The 19,328-nt window shown below is 35.5% G+C and carries 17 protein-coding genes and 1 pseudogene; 15 read left to right on the top strand and 3 right to left on the bottom strand.

Annotated features, from left to right (window positions below):
* The first annotated feature begins 32 nt into the window (after positions 1-32).
* The 3 genes from ACF3N8_RS11370 to sufB all read left to right on the top strand — a co-directional run bounded on the left by ACF3N8_RS11370 (position 33) and on the right by sufB (position 3,174).
* A complete protein-coding gene (locus tag ACF3N8_RS11370) occupies positions 33-1,274 on the top strand; it encodes a cysteine desulfurase (RefSeq protein ID WP_009384894.1) in 1,242 nt (413 codons plus the stop codon).
* Entirely contained in the window at positions 1,264-1,713 is a 450-nt protein-coding gene (gene sufU, locus ACF3N8_RS11365) for a Fe-S cluster assembly sulfur transfer protein SufU (RefSeq protein WP_009384892.1), read from the top strand. The genes ACF3N8_RS11370 and sufU overlap by 11 nt, the downstream gene beginning before the upstream one ends.
* A 63-nt stretch (positions 1,714-1,776) precedes the next feature.
* Positions 1,777-3,174, top strand: coding sequence for a Fe-S cluster assembly protein SufB (gene sufB, locus ACF3N8_RS11360; RefSeq protein WP_009384891.1), 1,398 nt, complete (start codon positions 1,777-1,779; stop codon positions 3,172-3,174).
* Between the two features lie 67 nt (positions 3,175-3,241).
* On the opposite strand, the pseudogene ACF3N8_RS11355 reads toward sufB, so the two are convergent.
* Positions 3,242-3,676 (bottom strand): annotated as a pseudogene (locus ACF3N8_RS11355) (tyrosine-type recombinase/integrase); the annotation flags it as partial.
* A 143-nt stretch (positions 3,677-3,819) separates the two neighbouring features.
* On the bottom strand, positions 3,820-5,133 hold the full coding sequence (locus ACF3N8_RS11350; protein ID WP_009385730.1) for an ISL3 family transposase: 1,314 nt from the start codon (positions 5,131-5,133) through the stop codon (positions 3,820-3,822).
* Between the two features lie 136 nt (positions 5,134-5,269).
* Between ACF3N8_RS11350 and ACF3N8_RS11345 the strand changes: the two genes are divergently transcribed.
* The 10 genes from ACF3N8_RS11345 to ACF3N8_RS11300 all read left to right on the top strand — a co-directional run bounded on the left by ACF3N8_RS11345 (position 5,270) and on the right by ACF3N8_RS11300 (position 15,634).
* Positions 5,270-8,365, top strand: coding sequence for a hypothetical protein (locus tag ACF3N8_RS11345; RefSeq protein ID WP_392449982.1), 3,096 nt, complete (start codon positions 5,270-5,272; stop codon positions 8,363-8,365).
* Between the two features lie 11 nt (positions 8,366-8,376).
* Positions 8,377-9,360 (top strand): phage tail domain-containing protein, encoded by a 984-nt coding sequence (locus ACF3N8_RS11340; RefSeq protein WP_009383408.1) that lies wholly within the window; start codon positions 8,377-8,379, stop codon positions 9,358-9,360.
* Positions 9,361-9,371: 11 nt separating this feature from the next.
* Positions 9,372-11,600 (top strand): phage-like protein, encoded by a 2,229-nt coding sequence (locus ACF3N8_RS11335; RefSeq protein ID WP_009383409.1) that lies wholly within the window; start codon positions 9,372-9,374, stop codon positions 11,598-11,600.
* 12 nt (positions 11,601-11,612) lie between these two features.
* The gene (locus ACF3N8_RS11330) at positions 11,613-12,686 is read left to right on the top strand and encodes a phage tail protein (protein ID WP_009383410.1); all 1,074 of its coding nucleotides are present in this window, start codon (positions 11,613-11,615) and stop codon (positions 12,684-12,686) included.
* 59 nt (positions 12,687-12,745) lie between these two features.
* Positions 12,746-13,522 carry a hypothetical protein gene (locus ACF3N8_RS11325; protein WP_009383411.1) on the top strand — a complete coding sequence of 259 codons (777 nt, stop codon included), beginning with the start codon at positions 12,746-12,748 and terminating at the stop codon, positions 13,520-13,522.
* A gap of 8 nt (positions 13,523-13,530) precedes the next feature.
* Positions 13,531-13,809: a hypothetical protein gene (locus tag ACF3N8_RS11320; protein ID WP_009383412.1), complete on the top strand. Its 279-nt coding sequence runs from the start codon at positions 13,531-13,533 to the stop codon at positions 13,807-13,809.
* 66 nt (positions 13,810-13,875) lie between these two features.
* Complete coding sequence (locus ACF3N8_RS11315; RefSeq protein WP_009383413.1) at positions 13,876-14,151, top strand: hypothetical protein; 276 nt, start codon at positions 13,876-13,878, stop codon at positions 14,149-14,151.
* Positions 14,152-14,300: 149 nt separating this feature from the next.
* Entirely contained in the window at positions 14,301-14,615 is a 315-nt protein-coding gene (locus ACF3N8_RS11310) for a phage holin (RefSeq protein WP_009383414.1), read from the top strand.
* A complete protein-coding gene (locus ACF3N8_RS11305) occupies positions 14,608-14,757 on the top strand; it encodes a hypothetical protein (RefSeq protein WP_392449978.1) in 150 nt (49 codons plus the stop codon). Before ACF3N8_RS11310 ends, ACF3N8_RS11305 begins: the two co-directional genes overlap by 8 nt.
* A 1-nt stretch (position 14,758) precedes the next feature.
* Positions 14,759-15,634, top strand: a complete 876-nt coding sequence (locus ACF3N8_RS11300) for an SH3 domain-containing protein (protein ID WP_009383415.1) — start codon at positions 14,759-14,761, stop codon at positions 15,632-15,634.
* 850 nt (positions 15,635-16,484) lie between these two features.
* Here the strand turns inward: ACF3N8_RS11300 and ACF3N8_RS11295 are convergent.
* Positions 16,485-16,709, bottom strand: coding sequence for a YozE family protein (locus ACF3N8_RS11295; RefSeq protein WP_009383416.1), 225 nt, complete (start codon positions 16,707-16,709; stop codon positions 16,485-16,487).
* A 1,271-nt stretch (positions 16,710-17,980) separates the two neighbouring features.
* On the opposite strand from ACF3N8_RS11295, the gene ACF3N8_RS11290 reads away from it, so the two are divergent.
* Together ACF3N8_RS11290 and ACF3N8_RS11285 are read left to right on the top strand one after the other, a co-directional pair.
* A complete protein-coding gene (locus ACF3N8_RS11290) occupies positions 17,981-19,048 on the top strand; it encodes an NAD(P)H-dependent flavin oxidoreductase (RefSeq protein WP_392449976.1) in 1,068 nt (355 codons plus the stop codon).
* Between the two features lie 29 nt (positions 19,049-19,077).
* Positions 19,078-19,290, top strand: coding sequence for a hypothetical protein (locus ACF3N8_RS11285; RefSeq protein ID WP_009383418.1), 213 nt, complete (start codon positions 19,078-19,080; stop codon positions 19,288-19,290).
* Positions 19,291-19,328 lie beyond the last annotated feature (38 nt).

Below are 19,328 nucleotides of genomic sequence, written 5' to 3'. Positions count from 1 at the left end.
GTATTTATATATACAGAAAGGCCTGTGATACAGTGACCGAGACAACTTTTAACGTAGAGAATATTATTAAAGACTTTCCTATCTTAGATCAACAAGTAAATGGAAAACGCTTAGCATATCTAGATTCTACAGCTACAAGTCAAACGCCTGTACAAGTGCTTAATACTTTAGATGATTATTATAAACGTTATAATTCTAACGTTCATCGTGGTGTACACACACTAGGTTCTCTTGCGACTGACGGTTATGAAGGTGCTAGAGAAACTGTCCGTGATTTCATCAATGCACAATACTTTGAGGAAATCATTTTCACAAGAGGCACAACTGCTTCAATCAACTTAGTTGCTTATAGTTATGGTGATAAGCATGTTGAAGCGGGCGATGAAATTCTTGTTACGCAAATGGAACACCATGCGAACTTAGTACCTTGGCAACAATTAGCTAAGCGTAAAGATGCGACATTAAAATATATTCCGATGACAGATTCAGGTGAAATTGACTTAGAATCTGTTAAGGAAACAATTTCAGATAAGACAAAAATCGTTGCCATTGCGCACGTTTCTAACGTACTAGGTACAATTAACGATATTAAATCTATCGCTAAAATTGCGCATGAGCACGGTGCTATTATTTCTGTTGATGGTGCGCAATCTGTACCGCATATGAAAGTAGACGTACAAGATTTAGATGTGGACTTCTATAGCTTTAGTGGCCATAAAATGTTAGGTCCAACAGGCGTAGGTGTCTTATATGGTAAGCGAGATCACTTAGAAGAAATGGAACCACTTGAATACGGTGGGGATATGATTGATTTCGTTGATTTATATGATTCAACATGGACTGATTTACCAACTAAATTTGAAGCAGGCACACCATTAATTGCTCAAGCTATTGGATTAGGTGCCGCAATACGTTATCTTGAAAGTGTAGGCTTTGAAGAAATGATTAAACATGAAGAGATGTTAACTGCTTACGCTTACGATAAAATGTCTGAGATTGATGGCATTGAAATATATGGTCCAGCTAAAGATAAAAGAGCAGGTATTATAACGTTTAATCTAAAAGATGTTCACCCACACGATTTAGCAACTGCACTTGATACTGAAGGTGTAGCAGTTCGAGCAGGGCACCACTGTGCACAACCATTAATGAAATGGTTAAATCAATCATCAACTGCTCGTTCTAGCTTCTATATCTACAACACGAAAGAAGATGTCGATCAACTTATTGAAGGGCTTAAGAAAACGAAGGAGTTTTTCTCTTATGAATTTTAATAACTTAGATCAACTATACCGTTCGGTAATCATGGACCATTATAAAAACCCACGCAACAAAGGTAAGCTTGATAATGGTACAATGACTGTAGATATGAATAACCCAACATGTGGTGACCGTATCCATTTAACATTTGAAGTTAAAGATGGCTTAATTGAGGATGCGAAATTTGATGGAGAAGGTTGTTCAATATCTATGGCGAGTGCTTCAATGATGACTGAGGCTGTAAAAGGCCAAAGTTTAAAGACAGCAATGCAAATGAGCCAAGAATTCTCTAAAATGATGTTAGGTGAAGACTATAACATCACTGAAGAGATGGGTGATGTTGAGGCACTACAAGGTGTATCTCAATTCCCAGCACGTATTAAGTGTGCAACACTTGCTTGGAAGGCACTTGAGAAGGGTACAGTAGAAAAAGAAGGTAAAGAAGAGTCTTAACCCAACTTTTCGATTTTTGACGTTTAACGCATGTCGTTTAATTATATATAAGGAGTGATTGAAATGGCTAAAAAGGCACCTGATGTTGGAGATTACAAATATGGTTTCCACGATGAGGACGTTTCCATTTTCAGATCAGAGCGCGGACTTACAGAGAATATCGTTCGCGAAATTTCAAACATGAAAGATGAACCAGAATGGATGTTAGATTTCAGACTTAAAGCGCTGAAATTATTCTATAAAATGCCAATGCCTCAATGGGGTGGCGACTTATCAGAACTTGACTTTGATGACATTACGTACTACGTAAAACCATCAGAACGTTCTGAAAGATCTTGGGATGAAGTACCTGAAGAAATCAAACGTACATTTGATAAATTAGGTATCCCTGAAGCAGAACAAAAATATTTAGCTGGTGTATCAGCTCAATATGAATCAGAAGTTGTTTATCACAACATGGAAAAAGACCTTGAAGAAAAAGGTATCATCTTCAAAGATACTGACACTGCACTTAAAGAAAACGAAGATATCTTCAGAGAACACTTCGCTTCAGTAATTCCAGCAGCAGATAACAAATTCGCTGCATTAAACTCAGCAGTGTGGTCAGGTGGATCATTCATTTACGTTCCTAAGAACGTTAAATTAGATACACCACTTCAAGCTTATTTCCGTATTAACTCAGAAAACATGGGTCAATTCGAACGTACATTAATCATCGCTGACGAAGGCGCTTCAGTAAACTATGTTGAAGGTTGTACTGCGCCAGTTTACTCAACAAGCTCTCTACACTCTGCTGTAGTTGAAATTGTTGTTAAGAAAGATGCGCACGTTCGTTATACAACTATTCAAAACTGGGCAAACAACGTTTATAACTTAGTTACTAAACGTACATTTGTTCATGAGAATGGTAACATGGAATGGGTAGATGGTAACTTAGGTTCTAAGTTAACGATGAAATATCCAAGTTGTGTACTTCTAGGCGAAGGTGCGAAAGGTAACACATTATCAATCGCATTAGCTGGTAAAGGCCAAGTACAAGATGCTGGTGCTAAAATGATTCATAAAGCGCCAAGAACATCATCAACAATCGTTTCTAAGTCTATCTCTAAAGATGGCGGTAAAGTTGTTTATCGTGGTATCGTTCACTTTGGCCGTAAAGCTAAAGGTGCACGTTCAAACATCGAATGTGATACGTTAATCTTAGATAACGAATCAACTTCAGATACAATCCCTTACAATGAAATATTCAATGATGATATTTCATTAGAGCACGAAGCGAAAGTTTCTAAAGTATCTGAAGAACAATTATTCTATTTAATGAGCCGCGGTATTTCAGAAGAAGAAGCTACTGAAATGATCGTAATGGGCTTCATTGAACCATTCACTAAAGAACTTCCAATGGAATATGCGGTAGAAATGAACCGTTTAATCAAATTCGAAATGGAAGGTAGTATCGGATAGCTATAACCCGCATGGTTGAGCCATTTTACTTGTGGATAAGTCGAAATTGATACCATTTTGATACCACTTACTCATCAAAAACGGCTATAGCATCGTGTTTTTTCTGGGTGTATAAATGACTGTAAGTCCCCATCGTTTCAGTGATTTGGGCGTGTCGCATTAAAGATTGAAGCACGAAGATATCTACGCCGTTATTTGCAAGGAAAGATGCATAAGAATGTCTCAATACATGTATGTTATAATGTGGGAAAGCGCGTTGGAATTTCTTGTGTACATGACTATAATGCTTAGGCGCTAAACCACCAAAAATAAAATAATTTCGTTCATTAAAATGCTTATGTGAACGCTTTTCACGTTCTAAACGTTCACTCATCATCTTATTAATGAATTTAGGTAAAGGGACAATATCCTCTGAGCTTTCAGTTTTAGCTCGGGGATATACGGTCCGATTAGAGATATCCAGTGTCTTGTTAATGGATATCTCTTTTTTGTATTTATTATAGGCTCTACGTCAAATTCGGTTGGTAAAACCGTAGACGAATGATTTGCTTTTCGCTTTCCTGTGGCGCTCGTTGGGAGCTAAAGCTTCGCTTGGATCTCCCTTACTCACAGAGCCACGGGAGTCTTCAAGCAATCATTCTACACCTATGCTACTTCATGCATAGGTGTTTTTCTTTGTCTAAGTTTATATAAGCGTGACATGAGTAATATTCTGTCTCTAAAGTTTGCGTAATTTCTATAACCATAAGCATTTCTTTTAAGTAATTTTATTTTATTATTTATGCCTTCAATCGGACCGTTAGTTATCATAGGGTGATTTAAAGTATTACATATGAAGGGTAAATACTTCATAAATGATCGCAGTACTCTCATTAAACCTTCTGAAATGTGGTTTTGACGAGATTTATACAGTACTGATCGAAATAAATCAATATCATTATGCTTCAATGCCAGTATTAATTCTTGTCCTATCTCGTAAGTGTTATTGAGCGTATTATCGTTAGATAATAAGTACGAAACGATGTCTTTTTCAGTAATTAAAGTTTTGAATAATCGATGATATTTATAGTTTATAGCGTTAAGATTTAACTTAGGTTTTAAAAGTAGTTTCCAATACCGTTTATATTTATTGTAAAGTGGGCGCCTATTACGTCTAGCTTGATTCATGACTTTAACTCGGGTACGGTTAATCTCACGATTAATTGCCTGAACGATATGAAATCTATCAATAATAACTAAAGCATTAGGGAAAACATCTGATATTAGATCCATGTATGGTTCATACATATCTATACATACTGTCTTAACGCGCTTTCTTGCGTAAAGATCAAACTTCATGAAGTAGTTTTTGAGGTTAAACTTTCTTCTATCACTGACAATGTCAATAATTTGATGAGAAGTACTGTCACAATAGATGAAACTCATTGAAGCATCAACATTTTTAACGCTTTTGAACTCATCCATCATAATGTGCTCAGGCAAATGCGAACCTACTTTATGTCTAATTTCATCAACGGTTTGTTTAATGATTCGAACCACCGTAGGTGATGATACACAACAAGATTCGGCAACAGATTTAATGGAACGTACTTCTCTAACTTTGTCAGCTATAAACATTTTCAAGTTGTTAGATAAGCAACAATACTTATCTACTATAGATGTTTCAGCTACAAAAGTTCGATTACAATTGTGACACAAATAGCGTTGCTTCTTTAATTCTAGTAGACATGGAAACCCACTTAGGCGTGGTAATTTAACATTAATTACTCGAAATCCATGCTTTATAATAGTGCGTTGATGATTAGTGATACCACAGTGTTGACACTTATCAGCTTTGGAAGAGAGAACCCCATAAAGCATTATATAGATTCTTCCTTTTATTTCTTTTTCATCAGTCTTTTCCTCGATGACTAAATTTGGTTCTTTCAATCTTAAGAGTTCTGTTATAAAATTATTCACAGGCGCATTATCTCCTTTTTGTTAGTTTGGTCACTTACAATTATAGAGATAAATGCGCTCTTTTAGTACAAAAAATAATTCGGCTAATGACCTCGAATGAGGTCACCAACCGAATTTATTATAGAGCCTCTTTAAGATGATGGGTTCTACAGGCGTTGATATATTCAACGATATGTTATCGGCTTTAGGTAGCTTTGGTAGTGGCTTTATAGCACTATTTACGAAGCTAGCACCACTTACAAAATGGGTAGCCAAAGGTTTTAAAAACATGGGCAAGTCATTTGATGAATGGGCTGCCAGTGTAGAAGGATCTAAAGCAATACAAGATTTCACAAACTATGTTAAACGCAACTTACCTTTAATCGGCAAGATATTTTCTTCTACATTTAAAGGAATCTTTAATTTAATGAAAGCTTTTGGACCTATGAGCCACATTGTATTAAAAGGTCTAGCTAATATGGCTAAAGGCTTTGAGAAATGGTCATCTACAGTAGCTGAATCAGACGGTTTTAAAAAATTTATACAATATGTTAAACAAAATGGTCCAAAAATTATAGATATCATTGGTAACATTATAGGCATTATTATTAATGTTGGTAAGGCATTGGCACCACTAGGTTCAGTTGTATTAGATGTTGCTAAGGCTTTTTCAGAATGGTTAAAAAATGTTACTGATACTAATCCACGAGTTGCAGAACTAGTAGGCATAGGTATGGCGCTAGTCGGTATGTTTGTAGCCTTATCACCAGTTATTAGTGCCGTTGCATCAGTAGCAGGACCTTTAATTTCTATATTCGGTGCTATCCTTAAAGCTTTAGGTGGCTTCACTGGAATTGGTGGTGCTGTTATTTCAGCATTTGAAGGTATTGCAGGTGCTATTGCTGCAATATCAGGTCCAGCATGGGTAGTAATAGGTGTTATCGCTGCATTAATCGGTATATTAGTAGGCGCTTATAAATCATCTGAAAAAGTAAGAGATAGCTTTAATAGAGCGTGGAATGAAATTAAGGAAACTGTAGGTAATGCGGTAAATGAAGTTATTATTTTCGTAAAAGAATTAGGCGCAATTTTCCAAGATTACCTAGGACCAGCTATGAAAGCAATAAAAGATATTGCCAAAAGAGTTTGGGACGATATTGTACTATTTATCGAAAGAGCATGTGACATTATCGGTCCGGGCGTTAAACACACTTGGGAAAATCTCAAGACTATAACTTACGTTGTTTGGGAAGCAATCAAAATGGTTATTAAGGTTGCGCTCAATTTAATTTTAGGTATTATAACCGCTGGATTACAGCTATTGTCTGGCGATTGGCAAGGTGCATGGGAAACTATTAAGAAAATGGGCATAAATATTTGGAATGCCATTAAAGAAGGAATCGGAAATATTGCTAAGGCCTTATGGGAACGATTAGTTGATATATGGAATGGAATTGTAGAAGATACTAAGGGTATCTGGCAACCATTATCACAATATGCAAGTGATATATGGGGGCTTATAAAAACCATCATATTAAACTTAGTGGCTGGTTTAGCTCTTGCTTTAGTAGGCAAGTGGCAAGAGATCGTTAATACTGCAGCTGAATGGTTCGGTAATTTAATCGGTCGTGCTATGGAAATTTGGGGCATGATACGACAAGCTATAATAAATATTGTCGTTAATTTAGTTTTATCACTAGTTGGTAAGTGGCAAGAAATTGTTACGACCGCTCAACAATGGTGGACAAATTTAACTAACATAGCTAGACAAATATGGAACATGATTGTACAAGCTATCATAGATACTGTAGTTAACTTAGTCTTAAATCTCATAGGAAAATGGCAAGAGATTGTTACGACCGCTCAACAATGGTGGACTACTTTAACTAATGTAGCACGTAACATTTGGAACTTAATTGTTCAGACTATTATTGAAGTTGTAATGAATTTAGTTTTAAAACTAGTAGGTTGGTGGCAACAAATCACGACTACAGCTCAGGAATGGTGGACAACACTTAAAAATGTCGCGGCTACAATTTGGCAATCAATCGTCCAGACGATTATACAAAAAGTTATGGGTATCGTTACTAAATTAGTCGGTTATTGGCAACGAATCGTTAACACGGCGCAACAATGGTGGACGAACCTCCAAACTATTGCTAGTACAATTTGGGGTCTCATCGTCCAAACAATTATACAAAAGGCTATGTCCGTTATTGGTGAAATTGGTCAAGTTTGGCAACAAGTGTTACAAGTATCGCAAAACTTATGGCAATCAGCTTTAAATACTGCACGTAATATTTGGAATCAAGTCAAAAATGCCATTGTTCAAAAAGTATCAGAAGTAGTTAGTAAGGTTCAAAACGGTTGGAACCGCGTTAAATCATGGACGGCTCAAGTAATGGGCGAAGTCTTAGCAAAAATCGCAAATATATGGAGCCAAATTACAGGTAAAATCGGTCAGTTTATGGGTCGAATCGTCCAAAGAATACAAAACGGCTGGAATCGTGCTAAATCAGCAGTAGCCAATGCATTAACCCATATTCTAGGAAAAGTAGCTAATATTTGGAGTCAAATCACTGGTAAGATTGGCGAATTCATGGGTCGTATTGTTCAAAGAATACAGAATGGTTGGAATAGAGCGAGATCAGCCATTGCATCAGCTATGGGTCGTATATTATCGGTAGTCACTAACAAAATGAATTCTGTAGTTGAAAGTGTAAAAGGTGGCGTAAATCGTGCCGTATCTGCCGCACGAGGATTTATTGGCGACTTTATGAGCGCGGGTCAAGATTTAATTAATGGTTTAATTGACGGAATTAAACAAATGGCTGGCGATGCTGTAGCAGCAGCTAAAGGCGTAGTAGGTGATGCTGTAGCAGGCGCAAAATCTTTACTAGGCATTCATTCACCATCTAAAGTATTTAAGCAAATAGGTGTTTATACGATGCAAGGTATGCAAATTGGCTTAAATAAACGTGGGCGCAAAGTTGTAAAAGACACTACACGCATTGCTAACGCTATGACTGGTGCTTTTAAACCTAACCTTAATACAGCTACTAACTTTAGCGGTATGACAAACGAAATGAAACGTTTATCATCAAAAGGTTCTATAAACAATAATCACAATTACACATTGAGAACGGAACCTAATAAAACACATTTAACGGTTTCTTTAGATTTTGATGATGAAGCTATCACAGCTAAAGTTAACGGAATAAATGCACGTGATGAAGCAGTATTCATATTCTAGGAGGTGAACATGTGGACTTAAAAATAACTAAAAAAGATGGCACATCATACACATTACAAGAACATGGTTTCAATATAACCGATGTTAATATACAAGGTATTGAATTAGAAGATAATTTACAAGAAATAGACGGCTTACATGGTTATTTTGACCTAGGCGCTACTTTTAAGGGACGTGAAATAAGCGTCCCTTTTTCATTTAAGGGTGAAAATTTAACTTCATTTCCTTTGATGCGTAATTTGATTTATGAGTTAACAACGAGTACAGAACCATTCTATATACAAGAAATGAGAAGGCCACAAATTGCTCAATATACATTCAAAGATGTTGAAGCAAAAAGTAACGCTATTAGCATTGACCAATATGGCAAAGAAACGGTATATGACGACGCTCAATCTGAAAATGAAAATTCTACTGGTATACGTTACCTAGTAAGGTTAACAAGTGCAACAGAAATAACACAGAAAAATCATTCATCATATGGTTCTGGTGAATTAACTTTTTCAACGTGTGGTTTACCGTTTGGTGAAAGTATTGGTACGTCTTTAGATTTACATGATAATGGGTTGGAATATACAGATAACCCACTGTGGTCATACGGCATGGGGTTATCAAGAGACCCTAAAACGAGACAGTACAGGTTTTCTAAAGCAGAAGATAGTCAAAATGGTTCTTATTACTTCTATTACGCTGGCAATGTAGCGAACGACCAATTTAATCAATACCAAAAGATAACTTTTAAGTTTAATGAAGATTTACCACAAGGTTTCGCATGGCGTTTTAATGGCGCAAGGTTTAGTGTGTTTGACTCAACATCTATAAAAAAAGGTGATGTAGTTGAATATAACGCACCCGACATAACTAAGAATGGTTTATCAATCATTAATCACACTAACTTTGTTACACCATCTATCCAAGTTGGTTATAACGAAATTAAATTATTAACAGATTGCGACGTCAACATTGATGTTGATTGTCGTTTTTATTATTTGTAGGGGGAATTACTTTGACAAGAAAAGAGATAACAACACCTTTAGACATTAAAAATATGGATAATCACAATTCAAACTATGAAGAATTATATAATAAAATAGCTGCTACCACGCAACACATTGTAGATGACCTATGGGAAGTTATGCAAAAGGTAAATTCAATCAAATTAAAAGAACCAGTTAACAATGAATCTGATTTACCTCAAGATGAAGAGAATAACACATTAAGAATGGTTTTAAGTGAAGGCAAGGTTTATGCGTACAACAACGATGAATGGAAACCGTTCCAAGAGATTGAATTAGATCCGTACAAAACATTTAAAATCGAATTAAAACAAATTGTCGATGACTATGAAACTAAAATTAATAACTTAACTTCATCAGTCAATGAAGTAACCAACGCTACCAATGAAAGCATTGAAATGCTTGATAAAAAACGTCAAGAAGCTGAAAGTAAAATGACTGGTTACATTCAACAAATAGAAGATAAACAAAAGCAAGTTTTAGACGAATTAGAAAACTTTAGAGCAATCGACACATCAAACTGGCAAAAATCTAAAATCACTAAGGATAATGGGCGCGTTCGTGAAATCAAAGAATTAGATTTAAGTAATCCAGATTCTAGTTTAAGCGATAAAACTCAAGTGGTGTATGTATCTGATGCCTTAAATAACTTAGGGCAACCTAATGGCTTTCTTTATTATGTGGTTTTTGAACCAGATTTTAAACGAATGACATGGAAACCAGACGGCAGCAATGATGTATACGTACGTGAAAAAGTTTCTGGAAAATGGAATGAATGGACTAACCTATCAAATGACGCGATTGAGATTCCTGAAATACCTCAAAAAGATATTACAATCGAATCTAACAGTGAACGACCACCTAAGCCAGCTGATTTAGGTAATAACTACAAACTTATTCAAAAGTTAAATGCTGATGAGTTGATAGTTTATCAAGTGGGTTCAAATAGCTATTTAAGATATAAATTTAAAAAAGGTATTGGCGGTAAAGGTTACGGTGACAATTATGAACTTATGCGTTTACATCAAGTCAAACCAATGGCAGACGTGATTACTTATGTTGATGCATCAAAAACTAAAAGCGGTACTGTTACACCAACGTGGGACTTCTCAGGTCCATCGAGTATTGAGCGTTCGGTTTTAGAAAACAAAGATTACAACAAAGAAGATCGTGATGCTTCAAAAGGTTCACGAGGTTTACAAGTCTATACATTAAAACCGGGTCAATCCGTTACTTATTCTGTGAACTTAAAAAGTAATAAAGATATGAACGTTGCTTTCTTTGCACGTTCTGGATACACAAATGCCGAAACTTTTGAGGTTCTTGTAGACGGAGCTAAGGTTTTTGAAGATACGATTACACAAGCCCCTAATCATTCTTACAGACGTTTTCCATTTAAAGTAGGTGAACGTAATGGAGATAATGACATTACTATTAAAAACACCTCTTCCAAAGATGTATATTTAGGCGGTATCAATGTCTATCACTTGAATGAGTATAATGGACAAGATTTTACAGACTTTGTAGCTTACGGAATGAATGATACCGTACCTTTCATTAACAGCGCAGGTGCTAGCGATTACGCTTTTAAGAACTTAGAAAATGGCTTGCAATTTGGGTCGTATCATGGAGGCGAAGTAGTTGATGATTTCAAATTAGATTACGCTCCAGTTTATTCAACATATGGTACTGAAATGTTAGCTTACTGGTCAGCAATTGATAATGGAAAAATTTGGGCATTAAAAAATTTCTCTATGCGTCAGATTTCTACATTGATTGATCGTGCTAATATGCTCTCTGACTTTTCGTTTAATAGCAACGGAACGCTTAATATGGATTTTAGTTACAACGTAATAGACGGAAAGGAACCTGTTCTTTTTGAAAACTTTTGGACGGCATTAACTTGTGGCCATCTTGCCCTAAAACGTATATTAGTACCTAAATTAATTACGTTTGATACAGAGGCCTCTGGAAGTCACAAATATTTTAAATCTACCCGTGGTTATGCCATTCAAGGCACATTAGATACAAAACAAGAAATGCATATAAGACATAATAGATTTGATGATTTACATGTTAATTCTCCAGAGGCACAATCATTCAGTGATCAGCCACAATACTGTAAATACTATTATGCACCGATTCGACAAAATAACGATGCAAATGTGGCTCCGACAGCTCTACAATTCGGTAAATCACTTGATTTCTATGTTAGATAACGAGGTGATGAAATGGCATTAGTTTTAACCGACACACTAGGTAATACTCATATGTTAGAAGCTGTTACAGAAGAAGAAGAAAATTATAACGCTGATGGCATGTTGAAATTTAAAATAATTGAAAACGAACAAACTGAAAATTATATAAAAGATGTTAAGCAATTGTGGACTGTTCAGAATATCACTGGACAGTCTACAGGTGCTTCAGATAGACGTGAGTATGTAGTAATTCTTGTAGAACCTTCTTTATGGAAGAATAAATTGGTTATAAGTGTTACAGCAAGATTGAAACATTTTGACTTTTTAGCTACACACCGTGTTTACGATGACATTACTGGAAGTTATACGAACACAGAATTTTTTAATAAAGTTTTTGAAAACACACCATACAATTACACATTTATAAACAACGCATATGCTAAGGAATTTGAAAATTCTGGTCAAGGTGAGACTAAATTAGATATGTTTTTAAAAGGCTGTGAACGATACGGGTATGATTGGAGATATGAATATCATTCTAAACAGTTTATATTATCTTCTAAAATTGAGCGCCGACCAGCATATTATTTTAGTAATAAACTAAATGCTAACAACGTAAAATTGGAAACAGATGCTACTGGTTTTTACACGTATATTAAGGGTTTTGCTGATTACAAAGATGATGAATCAGGATATACAAAAGCTAAAATCAAACGTGAATACCCGGCTAATGCAGAAAGTCCAATGATTGATTTATTTGGTATTCGAGAAGCACCGCCTATAAAAGATGGCAGAATTAAGCACATTGAAACTTTAGATAAGAAGATGAAAGAAACAGTCGAAAACTCCCTAAAATTTAGTATTGAATTTGATTTTGTAACATTGATCAACGAATATCCGTTTGCACAAGTAGAATTGGGAGATGTAGTACCTTTTAACATAAACAAATTAGGTGTTATACGAGATTTAAGGGTAGTTGGCGTTAAAACAAAACGAGACGCTAAACACCAAGTATTGAGCGTTAAGTTAACAATTGGTGATATATCAAGAGCAAAAAGGTACAAAAAGCAACAAGCAGGCGTTACTAAGGATATTAACCTATTTTAAATGGTACTGCTAAATTGCCATATGATGTGTTACCGCCAGCTATTAAAGAGTCATCTAATATGTTGTTAAGCACGCAATCTGAAATAGGTTGGACTGAAAACGGGTTGGTTTTAACTGATAAATCTAATCCAAATTACGTAACGCTTATCAATTCATCTGGTATTGGCGTTAGTAAAGATGGTGGGCAAACTTTTGAAGAAGCTATAAGACGTGGTGCCATTAACGCCAATCTTATAACAGCTGGTGCAATGAATGCCAACTATATTAGAGCTGGTAAATTAAATGCTGACTTAGTAGAAGTTGTAGGTGCTAAAAGTAGCGTTAGATTAAATTCATCAGGTTTACACATAAAACGTGGGCAGATTGATATACAACGTCCCGATGGTGCGACTTGGGTTCAAAATGGTATACCGAAATTTAGTTTAGCGGTTCAACGTAATCAATTCATGAGCCCGGACGTCGGTTTTTCAGGTCAAAGCTACTCAATACCTTCAGCATTCTTTTTAACTTATGAGAATTTCTATGTTTTCCATGATGCGCGTTATCTTGTCGTGTCGTTCGCTTGTGGTGTTGTTGATGCCGTTTCTGCTTGGCAAAGTATCCCGATTGAGTGCCGTGTCCTTGAGTTCGGTAAGAGTAGCGGCAATGCACAAGCAAGAACAACTATAACAGCCTATCAAAATAGTTCATCAAGTTTTGGTAGCGTAACGCTTGATTTAGGCGTGCCGACATACGAGCCTAGACAATTCTATTTACAAGCACGCGTCGCAAGTCAAGAGGCCGTGAAGCACAATACGGGATATGTAAGGACCAACCGCGTACACATGAAAGGGTGATTAGATAAATGAAATGGCTATTATTTTTAGTTAAGCAAGATGACAAATACTTTATAGAACAAGCAGGTATCGGAATTGTACCTGATAAAGCTTATGATAAAGTCTTACCAACAACAGAACAAATAGCTAGACAACCTGAAAAAGTCTACTTTGATGGCGAACGACTTAGGGTGAAAACAGGCGAAACACTATATAGTATCGAGAAATTAGACGAGTTAGATAATGCTTCTATCCCTTTAGAAAATAAAGGTGCTATAGATGACGTTCAAATTTACGATGTTGATTAAGTCACTATTAAATGCTGACATTGATATGCTCAATTCAATTGCCAGAGAGAGAAAGAGGGTGGCTTCATGAATGATGAGCGATACGACACTACTAACATGCGTTTGCGGCGTCTTGAAACTAAAACTGACGAATTGAAAGAAGATATAAATAGCATCAAAGATAAACAGCAATCTCAAGAAATAGTTAATCTAAAAATGAATTACACGCTTGAACAAATTGATGATGAAAGAAAGGAACGTAGAAATACATTCGGAAAATATAAATTCGGTTTGTATACCGCCTTGCTTTCATTATTAGGTACATTCATTTGGTCGCTTATTCGCATGATTACAGGCATTTAAGGGAGGTGATAGCCATGTTATTCGCACGTTTAGCAAGAGGTGCAGATATTTGGACATGTTTCTGGTTTGGCGAATGTAAGTAATATTTAGTTAGGCGTTACTACCATGTGTAGTAGCATCTTTTTAATTTGATTAAAGGAGATAAAGCAATGAATAAAATAAATTGGAAAGTCAGATTAAAGAGAAAATCGTTTTGGGTCGCTATTATTTCGGCATTAGCTCTATTTGTGAATAACATCACAGGTGCGTTTGGTGTCGATTATTCGCAACAAGTGGAACAAAGCGTTGATATTGCTTCAAGTGTACTAATTTTATTAGCTGGTTTAGGTGTCATCATTGACCCTACTACAAAAGGGGTTAAAGATAGCGCTATTGTTCAAACTTATGAGCATCCACGTGATGATAAGAACCCACACGATCAAGTAACTTACATTAAAAACGATGGAGGTAATGAACATGAATAAATTAAATGAAACAGAAGTATTAGAAGGCATTGGGGAACTTCCACAAGAAGATATTGAGTTACAAGAAACAGAAGATAACGTAATTGAGGCTTTAGAAGCAGATGAAGAGGTAGAACATGTACAATTAGAGGAGGTAGAATAATGTGGCTTACAAAATTGTAAATATGTGGACACCGCAGTCCTTATACGCGTTTAAATGCCCTTATGCCATGCAGCCAACGATGATTGCGGTTCATAACACAGGAAATAGCGCATCAGCACGTAATGAAGTTGCTTATATGAACAGTAATAGCAATTATGTATCGTTCCACGTTGCAATTGACGATAAAGAAGCAGTACAGGCCATCCCGTTTAGTCGTAACGCGTTTCACACAGGCGATGGTACGGCAATTGGTAGTGGGAACCGTAACGCGATCGGTATTGAAATTTGTTATTCATTAGACAACGGTTACGGTGGGCAAAAATCAGACCGTTATATTCAAGCAGAAAAGAACGCCGCTTTATATATTGCTTATGTATTACATGTTTACGGTTGGGGTACTGATCGTATGCACCCGCACCACTGGTACAGTGGCAAAGACTGCCCACACAAAATGCGTGCAACTGGAACGTATAATGATTTCGTTGTAATGGTTGAAGATTACCTAACAGACATTAAAGCAGGTAATAAACCAACTGTTAACACTAAAAAGTACAAGAAACAACCAGTCAAGAAGAAAGCGCCTCAAGGTTTCCAACGTAACAAATACGGCACATTATGGAAAAACCACCGCGGAACGTTTAAAAATGGTAACCAATCTATCCAAGCAAGATATGTTGGACCGTTCTTATTAACTAATAATAAGGCAGGTCGTTTACCAGCGGGAGCAGTTATTGAATACGATGAAATTTTATTCCAAGATGGTTATAAATGGATTGGTTACACGGGTTACGATGGTAAGCGTATCTATTTACCAGTTGGAACATGGAACGGTAACAGTGAATTAAAAGTTAGCGAATTATGGGGGACTATGTTATAGTTCAAATATCTTTCCCCATAAGAGATCATACTCGACATCATAATATTTTTTGTCGTTGGGCAGGCGTTTACATGCGTTTGCCCGTTTTTTTTAGGAGTATTCAAATTAAAGAGTTGACTCATCCATTTTACTATGATAGTTTGATAAAAGTCCCCACAGTATTTATATTAATTACAAAATAAAAAGGTATAATATTGCCAATTTTTAAAAAAATGTGATAAGTTATATTCATACCCTTGAAACACTGGTTTTAGTTATCATGCCCAAAATCCTTTTACGGACATACGCTTTATTGCGTTTGTTCGTTTTTGATTTTAAGTTAATTATGGTATGTTAACGTACTTATCAAATGTTTGTTGAAATTTTCATCAAATAGAGTTTAAGGTCTAACAAATGGGGTATGTGCTAAATAGTGTTCCGGAATCACTCTCTTTAATTCTAACTCTTAAAAAGGCTTGATGTAAAAAAATTACATCAAGCCTCGTTTTTTATATAAGAAAATCCTCTCACCACAAGATTAGAGGAAAAGATTCATATGTTTGATTAAGTTAATTGCATAGAATTCTGTATAATAATTGAGAGGAAAATTATTATAATGTAATTATAAATAATTTTAGCACGGAATTACAAATCTCATCCCTCCTTAAAAAGTGAGGGATGGTTAGACATATAATGAACATTTCTGTGGAGTGATCGTCAACAACATACACATTAGCATTAGCAATAATTCAGAATAGCAAAAGCCCCATAAAAAGGGGCCCTAGGAATTCGAAGTAAGTGTAGGTACTAAACAAATCAACTCCCACACAATCACTATAACAAAAAGGTGTTTAAACTTCAATGGTTTTAATTAGAATTTATTATCTTTTAAATCTTCTTTATATAACGCCATTAACCGATTGTGATTTTGTGTTATGTAACTGTTTAAATGGTAATTCTTAACCATGTAGTCATTTATTTGCTGGGTATCATTAGAATATTCAGGGAAATACCTATCTTTCTCAAGTGTGCGTGCCACATCTCCAAAGGGAGTCAAATCTTTATTGTATTCTTTAATATAAGTGTAAAATGTCATTATGATACCACCTTTTTTTAGTATAATCTTACATTAAAGTATAATTGTAAATTTTCAAACAATTTTCTATTAAAAAATTAAATAATACAACATAAAAGTACAGATAAACTAACGATGTTTTAAATTATTGACAAATGGTAAAATAAAATTAGACATTGAACACTCTCTTAACTATAAGCTTACATGTTTTATTGAGGGCAGGCACTATAAGTGTCTGCCTTTTTGGATAAAATAGCCCCAGAAAGGGGCTAGACTAAGAATGTGTCATAACAAATAGGCTGGGGAACAGGAAAATTATTTTATATAATTTCCCTAGTAATAATATAAAATACATCTAGAGCGATATCAACCATAACCCCCCCTAACCAAGAGGGGGAAAGAGGTCAAGTAGTATAACATTGAAAAAATTAATAGTCTTGGAGTTATAAGTGACTCCACATTTTTAAATTAACAGATACAAAAAGAATTATCAATAAATTTGTTAGGTTAAATTCTTTGATTTATTTTCATTCAGCTAGTACATTCGATATTAGAGGTTGAACACCTCTTCTTAATTTTTTTCATTAGAGTTTCTCACTTTGTGTGAAGGCTGGCGTTAAAAGCTGGCCTTCTTTTTTTTATAAAAAGTTAGTGCATTCAATATTGCACTAACCCTTCTCATTGACTAGTTTTAGATTATTAAAAAAATTAAAAAACTTAACAGTTTTTTTGATTAAGTCGATGAAGAATATTTTAATCACCTCTATTTATAAACTTATATTTATTATAAAATGAATATAATATAATTATATTTTTTTTCTAAATAATTAATATTAACTTCTATGTGTTAATTTATGGGTCAAATATAAAATTCATATGCCTAACTGTCTGTTAAATATAAATTTTGATACTATTTTATTTTATAGTCATGTTTCAGCTTAATTAAAATAAGGTTTTATTGATACCACTAATGATACCATTTTGATTTTAAAACAAAGAATTCAGAAAAATGCAATTGAGTTAAATGCCGTCATATCAACGTTTTGACTTTTGTGAATCCTGTGAATTGACATTTTTAATCGAAATGGAAGGTTCAATCGGTTAATAGATAGCGTGAGCGCTATTAAATATAGAAGCGGTATCGACAAACTTGTGTCGGTATCGCTTTTTATGTAGTCGAAAGTGTTTGTATAATTTCACACGACAAGGGCTAACAATGACTCAATTACTTTTTACATGTTAAGCGGTCGTGGTATAGTGAATACAAATCAAGGTAACGATGGAGGCTAAATATGTGGCATAACAATCGCGTAACTGAACGTTTAAAGATAGACTATCCAATATTTCAAGCAGGTGTGGCTGGGTCAACGACGCCTGAACTCGTTGCGGCGGTAAGTACGGCAGGTGGTCTTGGCCAAATTGGCGCTGGCTATATGGACGGTGACAAGACTAGGCAGGCTATAACTGACGTACAACGTTTAACCGACAAACCTTTTGCGGTTAACTTATTTATATCAGAGTATCCTGAAGCGACGGAAGACGAAATAACAAGCATGAGCCGTAAACTCAACCCTTACCGTGAGCAGGTAGGACTTGAAACTTTTGATGACGTACCTGAATTATCCTTTGATACAACGAAACATTTCGATGAACAAATTGATATTTTAATTGATATGAACGTGCCGATTTGTAGTTTTACTTTCGGTGTTCCGAGTGATGCGACAATCAGTAAATTGAAACAAGCACACATTACCCTTATTGGAACGGCGACGACTGTCAAAGAAGCTATTGTTCTTGATGAGAAGGGTGTCGACATCATTATTGCGCAAGGTAGTGAGGCAGGTGGTCATCGAGGAACCTTCTTAGGAAAAGCCCATGAAGGGCTTATCGGAACGATGTCGCTTGTACCTCAAGTTGTCGATAACGTTAGTGTGCCTGTTATAGCAGCAGGCGGCATTATGGATAGTCGTGGTATCGTCGCTAGTCTTTCGTTAGGTGCAGAAGGTGTTCAATTGGGGACAGCCTTTCTAACTTTAAACGAAAGTGGTGCTAAAGACGTTCATAAGTCTGCCATTTTAAAAGCCACGGAAGATGAAACGACTGTTACTAATGTATTTAGCGGTAAGTCTGCCCGTGGTATACGTAACTTATTCATTAACGAGATGTCTAAAGCTGACATCGACATATTACCTTACCCACTTCAGAATCAACTTACAAACCCGATTCGAAAAGCTGCAGGTGCTAAAGGCAATGTAGATATCTTACATTTATGGTGTGGGCAATCTCCAAGATTGAGTCAACGTGACTCAACAGAGCATTTTATGGAGAAACTGATTAAAGAAGTAAACGAAAAGATGTAATCATTTAATTAACGAAAGATGTGATTGAAATGGTATATCTATATCAAGACCATCTAGGTCGAATCTATACAGACCATTATTTTGATGGTGACATAACGACTTATGATGCATGCAACGGAAATGATGTGCTTATAGGCGAATTTAATGATCAAGCCACTTTATATCGCTTACTTGATCAAATTGAATATCACGAAGATCGAGCACGTTTATGGCATGGTATCAAGCAAGCTGAACAATTATAATAGATATAAAGAAGCGGGTTAGAAGTCTTTGAACTTTT

It is taken from the genome of Staphylococcus massiliensis (assembly GCF_043186315.1).
Lineage (GTDB): Bacteria > Bacillota > Bacilli > Staphylococcales > Staphylococcaceae > Staphylococcus > Staphylococcus massiliensis.
The sequence above is the reverse complement of the archived record's forward strand: the minus strand, read 5'-3'. Positions and strand labels throughout refer to the sequence as shown.